3 protein-coding genes and 1 pseudogene are annotated in these 4,997 nt (G+C 74.2%); 1 reads left to right on the top strand and 3 read right to left on the bottom strand.

Annotated elements, in window-relative coordinates:
- The 3 genes from treY to VF825_RS13770 form a co-directional block, all read right to left on the bottom strand.
- Positions 1 to 2,156, bottom strand: a 2,156-nt coding sequence (treY, locus tag VF825_RS13780; RefSeq protein WP_331114245.1) for a malto-oligosyltrehalose synthase, incomplete at its 3' end; no start/stop codon positions are given.
- An 86-nt stretch (positions 2,157 to 2,242) separates the two neighbouring features.
- Complete coding sequence (locus VF825_RS13775; protein ID WP_331114243.1) at positions 2,243 to 3,190, bottom strand: anti-sigma factor RsbA family regulatory protein; 948 nt, start codon at positions 3,188 to 3,190, stop codon at positions 2,243 to 2,245.
- Complete coding sequence (locus tag VF825_RS13770; RefSeq protein WP_331114241.1) at positions 3,187 to 4,020, bottom strand: MEDS domain-containing protein; 834 nt, start codon at positions 4,018 to 4,020, stop codon at positions 3,187 to 3,189. Before VF825_RS13770 ends, VF825_RS13775 begins: the two co-directional genes overlap by 4 nt.
- 205 nt (positions 4,021 to 4,225) lie before the next feature.
- Here VF825_RS13770 and VF825_RS13765 point away from each other — a divergent pair.
- Positions 4,226 to 4,997: pseudogene (locus VF825_RS13765) on the top strand (hypothetical protein); the annotation flags it as partial.

Here is a 4,997-nt window from a genome sequence, read left to right as displayed (position 1 = left end):
GTGACGAGCAGCTTCTCCCGGTCGAGCCCGTCGATTGCCCCGACAACTTCCGCCGAGGGTTGGTCGGCGGGTTGGTCGGCAGGGGGTGCCGCGTGGAAGGTCGGCGCCACGTCGGCATCGGCGAGGGCGTGGAGCAGGGCGTGGCGACGGGCGAAGTCGACCGGGCGGCGGTTGTCCGGGTCGACCAGCGACAGGTCGACCAGCTCGCAGCCCTGGTAGGTGTCCGGGACCCCCGGCAGGCACAGCTGGAGCAGCTTCGCCGCCAGCACGGTCGCCCGGACGGCAGAACCGTTGAGCCGCAACGCCTCCTGCCACACCTCGCGCAGCGCACCCGGCACGAGCGCGGCGTCGGCGAGCGCGAGCACCCGCTTCTCGTAGGCCTCGTCGCCGTCCACCCAGGCGGTGCGCTGCTTGGCCTCGCGCAGCGCCTTGACCAGGTAGCCGTGCAACCGTTCGGCCCCCGCGTCACCGACGCCGACCAGGGTCTGCCAGACCAGGTGGGCGCTCGGAGGGTCGACCCCGAACTCGTCGGCGGCCGCCCGGAACGCTGCCGAGCACTGTCGCCACGTCTCGGGGTCGCCGGCCACGGCCAGCAGGCGGGCGCGCACGTCCTCGCTGCGCTTGGTGTCGTGCGTGGACAGCGTGGTCATGCCCCGCGGCCAGTCCCGCTGCTGCGCCTCGGCCCAGCCGTGGAGCGCCTCGGCCGAGCCGGCCTCCAGCACGGAGGGGTCGCCCCCCACCTCGTTGAGGGCGACCAGGCGGTGCCAGCGGTAGAAGGTCGTGTCCTCGATGCCCTTGGCCATCACCGGTCCCCATGTCTGCTGCAGCCGGACGGCGAAGTCCACCGCGGCGGGGGGCAGGTCGGCGTCCTCGCCCAGCGCGAGCTCGACCAGGGCGTCGACCTCCGCCTCGAGGTCCGGCCGGGCGGCCACCGCAGCGGCGCGCGCCTCCTCGATCCGGCGCCGGGCCTCGCGCGAGAGCCGCTGGTCGGGCCGGACGTAGGCGCGGTAGACCTCGCCGGCCACCAGCAGCTCGACCACGGCGAGCCGCAGCCGCTCGGGGTCCAGCGCCGGCAGCGCCTCCCGGGCCCGCCGGGTCAGCCGGTCGACCTCCGGGGCCAGGGACTCGTCGACCACCTGACGCTTGGCCCGCTCGACCGAGCGGGCCAGCCGCGGCTCTCCCCCGGCGGCGACCCAGCACTCCTCGAGGACCTCGGCCGCGTCGGGGTCGACGAGGGCCGCCTGCACGGCCTGCAGCGCGTCATACCCGGTCGTGCCGTCGCAGGCCCAGGTGGTGGGAAGGCGCTCGTGACCCTCGAGGATCTTCTCGACCCACACCAGCGTGCCCGGGCGCGTGGCCTCGCGCAGGCGCTGGAGGTAGCCCTCGGGGTCGGCCAGGCCGTCGGGGTGGTCGATGCGGAAGCCGTCGATGACGCCGCGGTGGTTGAGGTCCAGCAGCAGCCGGTGCGTGGCCTCGAAGACCTCCTCGAGCTCGACCCGCACCGCGATCAGCTCGTCGATCTCGAAGAACCGGCGGTAGTTGAGCATCGTGTCGGTCTCGCGCCAGGAGGCGAGCTGGTAGTGCTGCCGGGCGAGCACCTCGGCCACGTCCTCGCCCTCGGTGCCGAGCGCGACCGGGAAGACGTGGTCGTGGTAGCGGACGACCGGGTCGCCGTCGAGGTCGCCGAGCACGAGCTCGCCGGCCTCGAGGATCGCCGCGAGGGTGTCGCCGAGGAGGGGCAGGCCGAGCCGCCCGCCGCCGGACTTCCAGTCGATGTCGAACCACTCGGCGGTCGGCGCGTCGCGCCCCTCGCGCAGCACCTGCCACAGCGGGGCGTTGGCGCTCTCGGGCGCGACGAGGGCCATGTGGTTGGGCACGACGTCGACGACGAGCCCGAGCCCGTGCCGGTGCGCGGCCTCCGCGAGCCGGACCAGGGCCTCCTCACCGCCGAGGTCGCTGCTGACCCGGGTGTGGTCGAGCACGTCGTAGCCGTGCATCGACCCGGGGACGGCCTGCAGGACCGGTGAGAGGTAGAGGTGGCTCACGCCGAGGCTGGCGAGGTAGGGGACCTGCGCCTCGGCGTCGGCGAAGCCGAAGCCGGCGTGCAGCTGAAGGCGGTAGGTCGCGGTGACCTCGCGGGCGGGGTCCGAACTCACGAAACAGCCTCCATGTGGCATGGGTCACCTCGGGCGGCCCATCGTCCCAGACGACCCCCGGGGCCGCGCAGGCGTCTCACCGAAGGTCAGTCGAGGAAGAACAGGCGGATCGCGGTGCCCGGGCCCGTCGCGCGCACTGTCGCGTCCGAGGCCAGGCTGCGGGCCAGCCACAGCCCGCGCCCGCAGTCGAGGTCGTCCGCGGGCGGCACGTAGCCGGCGGTGGCCGCGTGGAACCCCGGCCCGGAGTCGGCGACCTGCCACACCCGGCACCCGCCCTCGCGCCACGTGCTCACCTCGGCGGTGCCGGCGGCGCGCAGGGCGTTGCTGACCAGCTCGTTGACGGCGATCAGGACGTCCTGGCCTCGCTCACCCTCCAGCCCACCGGCGAGGACCTCGCCGACCAGCGCCCGGGCCTGCCGGGCGTCGTCCACGTGTCGCACCAGCGCGCCGGCCGGTCGCTCGGACCAGTCCGGCTCGGCCTGCCGCAGGAACGTCGCGGTGTCCACGTAGGTCGGTGAGGGCACCGGCCCGGCCCCACCCCACATCATCGGGTGGCTGCGCAGCACCACCTCGAGGACGTCCGGGCCGAGCCGGCGGGTGTCGTGCGGGCAGAGGAGGTAGAACGCCAGGTCGGCGTAGGCGTCGTTGAGCACCGCCTCGAACCGGGACCACACGCGCCCGTCGGGCCGGTCCAGCCACGTCGGCTCGCCGATGAGGCGCCACGGGGCGCCGCTCGCCCGGAGCGGCTGCAGGTCCCGGGCGTAGGCGCTCAGCGTGCCGAAGCCGCCCTCCCACCGGCCCTCCGCAGGGGCCAGCCCGGCCAGGCGCCCCACGTCGTCGCCGAGGTGGGCGACCAGCGCCTCCCGCAGCGGCTCGGACCCGACGACGACCACCGGCTCACCGCGCTCGAACCCCTCGTGGATGAAGGGCACGCACCGCGCCACCGCCTCCTCGTCGCTGGAGTAGAGGAACGCCTCGTGCGCGAAGTCCTTGCCTGTCCAGTCGCCGGTCGGGTGCACCGCCGGGGCGCTCATGCCAGCTCCACGTCGAAAAGCTCCAGCACGCGGCGCGGCCCACGCCCCACCCCGACGAAGCGCACCGGCCGCCCGCTCGCTCGCAGCCCCGTGGCGAAGCGGACCAGCGACCGCGTGGCGCCGACGTCGAGGAAGTCCAGCCCCGCGAGGTCGACGGTCACCAGCCCGTCGGCCACCTGGCCCACCCCGTCGAGCACCTTGTCGAGGTCGTCCGCGCACCCGGTGTCGACCTCTCCGGCGAGCACCAGGACGTCGTCGCGCACCCGCGCGACGAACGTCAGCGGGTGTCCGGCCACGTGCCGTATGCCGTGCAGTGCCGCGAGCGGGCGGAGACGGTCCCCCGGGACCGTCTCCGCGGCATACCCGCACATGCCGGTGAGCCGGTGAGCGGCGATGACCGAGTCGACGACGATCTCGTAGGCGCGCACGTCCTCCCAGTGCGCGGCGTCGCGGACCAGGCCGGTGAGCTCGCCGGCCACCCGCAGCCCGGTGTAGCCCTCGGCGACCGCGGCCGCCGCGGCGGCGATGAACACCTCGGTCTGGGCGACGGGGTCGAGGCCGCCGTCGCCGAGGTAGACCTGCGACATGGGCTGGACCGCCAGCTGCCCGCTGGCCAGGAGCTCGTCCCGCCCCGGCAGGGAGGCCAGCTCCCGGACCAGCTGCGCCGTGTCGCCCTCCCCGACGAAGAGCACCTGCTCGCCCAGGGCCACCCCTTCGGCCAGGAACTGCGCCGCCACCGCGCCGAAGCCCCGCTCCTGGTCGTAGGCCCAGCAGACGTGATCCCCCTGCTGCAGGCCCCGCGGCCGTGCCAGCTCCGACATTGCCACCATGGCCCCACGGTAAGCCCGTGGTCCGGGGGTGCACAGGCCCTCAGCGCGGAACCGGCGGCCACCGCGGCCAGGACGTCAGGGCGACGCACCCCAAGAGATAGTCAAGGAGCGGGCAAAGCCCGGACGGGCCACGCAGGGCCGACCTACCCTCGAAAAGGTGGTCGCAGGGGCCACCGAACCCCGTTCTGAAAGCCGTTGCTGCGCCATGCCCGGAAACCCTCGCCACCCCCGCGCGGTCCTCACCGCCCTCGCCGCCGGCCTGGCCCTCGTGCCCGTCCTGGCGACCGGCCCGACCGCCCACGCCGCCACGGCCGTGCCGCCGACGCCCATCGGCCTGCCGACCGCGATCGAGCCGCTGGCCGCGGACGTCGCGGACAACTCCTGTGACGGCACCGCCAAGCCTGGGACCCTCGCCCTCGGCAACCTGCTCAAGGCCACCTACCCGACCAGCTCCTACGGCACCGTGCGGGCCTGCGGCGCCGACTCGATCACGCACACCGAGCACTACGACGGCCGCGCCCTGGACTGGATGGTCAGCGTCCGCGACACCACCCAGAAGGCCGAGGCCAACGCGGTGCTGGGCTGGCTGTTCGCCACGCGCAACGGCGTCACGTACGCCAACGCCCGCCGCCTCGGCGTCATGTACGTCATCTGGGACAACCAGATCTGGGGCACGTGGAGCCAGAAGTGGGAGCCCTACAGCAGCTGCGCCTCCACGCCGCAGGTCAGCATGGACAGCACCTGCCACCGCAACCACATCCACTTCTCCCTGTCCTGGGCCGGCGCCATGAAGCGGACGTCGTACTGGACCAAGCAGGTCGCCGCGACCGACTACGGCCCCTGCCGCAACGCCGACCTCAACTGGGCCGCGCCGTACTCCGGCTACAACGGCACGCCCTGCCCGCGCCTCGGCTCCGTGACCGCGCCGGTCGGCGCCACGACGCTGACCCGGTCGCTCGTGGGCTACTCGGGCATGT

The sequence above is a fragment of the Oryzihumus sp. genome, assembly GCF_036391795.1.
Classification (GTDB): Bacteria; Actinomycetota; Actinomycetes; order Actinomycetales; family Dermatophilaceae; genus Oryzihumus.
Note: the sequence above shows the minus strand (reverse complement) of the source record. Positions and strands in the feature narration are given on the sequence as shown.

Excerpts from the sequence above, each read along its gene's own strand:
- VF825_RS13775 (WP_331114243.1), bottom strand. The coding sequence starts at position 3,190 with ATGAGCGCCCCGGCGGTGCACCCGACCGGCGACTGGACAGGCAAGGAC.
- VF825_RS13770 (WP_331114241.1), bottom strand. The coding sequence starts at position 4,020 with ATGGTGGCAATGTCGGAGCTGGCACGGCCGCGGGGCCTGCAGCAGGGG.